This window comes from Lysinibacillus sp. BSL11, assembly GCF_052928325.1.
In genome coordinates this window covers 1-2,933 of record NZ_JAVGCX010000036.1, presented here as the reverse complement: position 1 = coordinate 2,933, position 2,933 = coordinate 1, and the positions used below count along the sequence as shown (strand labels likewise).

General features: G+C 51.9%; 1 rRNA gene. It reads right to left on the bottom strand.

Features of this window, described 5'->3' with window-relative positions:
• Nucleotides 1-2,849: ribosomal RNA gene (locus RCJ95_RS23685) — 23S ribosomal RNA — on the bottom strand; the annotation flags it as partial.
• Nucleotides 2,850-2,933: the final 84 nt, after the last annotated feature.

The window sequence follows — 2,933 nt, the reverse complement described above, 5'->3', positions numbered from 1 at the left end:
GTCTTTGAGGGATCTTACTTACTTGCGTAATGGGAAATCTCATCTTGAGGGGGGCTTCATGCTTAGATGCTTTCAGCACTTATCCCGTCCACACATAGCTACCCAGCGATGCCTTTGGCAAGACAACTGGTACACCAGCGGTGTGTCCATCCCGGTCCTCTCGTACTAAGGACAGCTCCTCTCAAATTTCCTACGCCCACGACGGATAGGGACCGAACTGTCTCACGACGTTCTGAACCCAGCTCGCGTACCGCTTTAATGGGCGAACAGCCCAACCCTTGGGACCGACTACAGCCCCAGGATGCGATGAGCCGACATCGAGGTGCCAAACCTCCCCGTCGATGTGGACTCTTGGGGGAGATAAGCCTGTTATCCCCGGGGTAGCTTTTATCCGTTGAGCGATGGCCCTTCCATGCGGAACCACCGGATCACTAAGCCCGTCTTTCGACCCTGCTCGACTTGTAGGTCTCGCAGTCAAGCTCCCTTGTGCCTTTACACTCTACGAATGATTTCCAACCATTCTGAGGGAACCTTTGGGCGCCTCCGTTACCTTTTAGGAGGCGACCGCCCCAGTCAAACTGTCCGCCTGACACTGTCTCCTGCCCCGCTAAGGGGCATGGGTTAGAATTTCAATACAACCAGGGTAGTATCCCACCGACGCCTCCTTCGAAGCTGGCGCTCCGAGATCTCTGGCTCCTACCTATCCTGTACAAGTTGTACCAAAATTCAATATCAGGCTACAGTAAAGCTCCACGGGGTCTTTCCGTCCTGTCGCGGGTAACCTGCATCTTCACAGGTACTATAATTTCACCGAGTCTCTCGTTGAGACAGTGCCCAGATCGTTACGCCTTTCGTGCGGGTCGGAACTTACCCGACAAGGAATTTCGCTACCTTAGGACCGTTATAGTTACGGCCGCCGTTTACTGGGGCTTCAATTCGCAGCTTCGCTTGCGCTAACCACTCCTCTTAACCTTCCAGCACCGGGCAGGCGTCAGCCCCTATACGTCACCTTACGGTTTTGCAGAGACCTGTGTTTTTGCTAAACAGTCGCCTGGGCCTATTCACTGCGGCTCTCATGCGCTTGCACGCTCAAGAGCACCCCTTCTCCCGAAGTTACGGGGTCATTTTGCCGAGTTCCTTAACGAGAGTTCTCTCGCACACCTTAGGATTCTCTCCTCGACTACCTGTGTCGGTTTGCGGTACGGGCACCTCTCACCTCGATAGAGGCTTTTCTTGGCAGTGTGAAATCAGGAACTTCGTCCATACGGACTCGCCATCACAGCTCAACGTTACAGTGTGCGGATTTGCCTACACACACGCCTTACTGCTTGGACGCGCACAACCAACGGCGCGCTTACCCTATCCTACTGCGTCCCCCCATTTCTCAAACGGTGAGGAGGTGGTACAGGAATATCAACCTGTTGTCCATCGCCTACGCCTATCGGCCTCGGCTTAGGTCCCGACTAACCCTGAGCGGACGAGCCTTCCTCAGGAAACCTTAGTCATACGGTGGACGGGATTCTCACCCGTCTTTCGCTACTCATACCGGCATTCTCACTTCTAAGCGCTCCACCAGTCCTTCCGGTCTGACTTCAACGCACTTAGAACGCTCTCCTACCACTGACATCGTAGATGTCAATCCACAGCTTCGGTGAATCGTTTAGCCCCGATACATTTTCGGCGCAGCGTCACTCGACCAGTGAGCTATTACGCACTCTTTAAATGATGGCTGCTTCTAAGCCAACATCCTGGTTGTCTGTGCAACGCCACATCCTTTTCCACTTAACGATTACTTTGGGACCTTAGCTGGTGGTCTGGGCTGTTTCCCTTTTGACTACGGATCTTATCACTCGCAGTCTGACTCCCGTGTATAAATATCTGGCATTCGGAGTTTGTCTGAATTCGGTAAACCGGGATGGCCCCCTAGTCCAAACAGTGCTCTACCTCCAGTATTCTCATCACGAGGCTAGCCCTAAAGCTATTTCGGAGAGAACCAGCTATCTCCAAGTTCGATTGGAATTTCTCCGCTACCCACACCTCATCCCCGCACTTTTCAACGTGCGTGGGTTCGGGCCTCCAGTAAGTGTTACCTCACCTTCACCCTGGACATGGGTAGATCACCTGGTTTCGGGTCTACGACCACGTACTATTTCGCCCTATTCAGACTCGCTTTCGCTGCGGCTCCGCCTTCTAAAGCTTAACCTTGCACGTAATCGTAACTCGCCGGTTCATTCTACAAAAGGCACGCTATCACCCATTAACGGGCTCTAACTACTTGTAGGCACACGGTTTCAGGATCTCTTTCACTCCCCTTCCGGGGTGCTTTTCACCTTTCCCTCACGGTACTGGTTCACTATCGGTCACTAGGTAGTATTTAGCCTTGGGAGATGGTCCTCCCGGATTCCGACGGAATTTCACGTGTTCCGCCGTACTCAGGATCCACTCAGGAGAGAACGAACTTTCGACTACAGGGCTTTTACCTGCTCTGGCGGACCTTTCCAAGTCGCTTCATCTAACTCGCTCTTTTGTAACTCCGTATTGAGTGTCCTACAACCCCAAGAGGCAAGCCTCTTGGTTTGGGCTCTTCCCGTTTCGCTCGCCGCTACTCAGGGAATCGATTTTTCTTTCTCTTCCTCCAGGTACTTAGATGTTTCAGTTCCCTGGGTCTGCCTTCAAGACGCTATGTATTCACGTCAAGATACTACGCGATTAAACGTAGTGGGTTCCCCCATTCGGAAATCTCCGGATCAAAGCTCACTTACAGCTCCCCGAAGCATATCGGTGTTAGTGCCGTCCTTCTTCGGCTCCTAGTGCCAAGGCATTCGCCGTGCGCCCTTAATAACTTAACCAAGTTATTAAGCCTATAAAAAACTTAAAAAATAAATGTGTTTGTTACAATTTCAATGTCGTTTTATCCAGTTTTCAAAGAACAA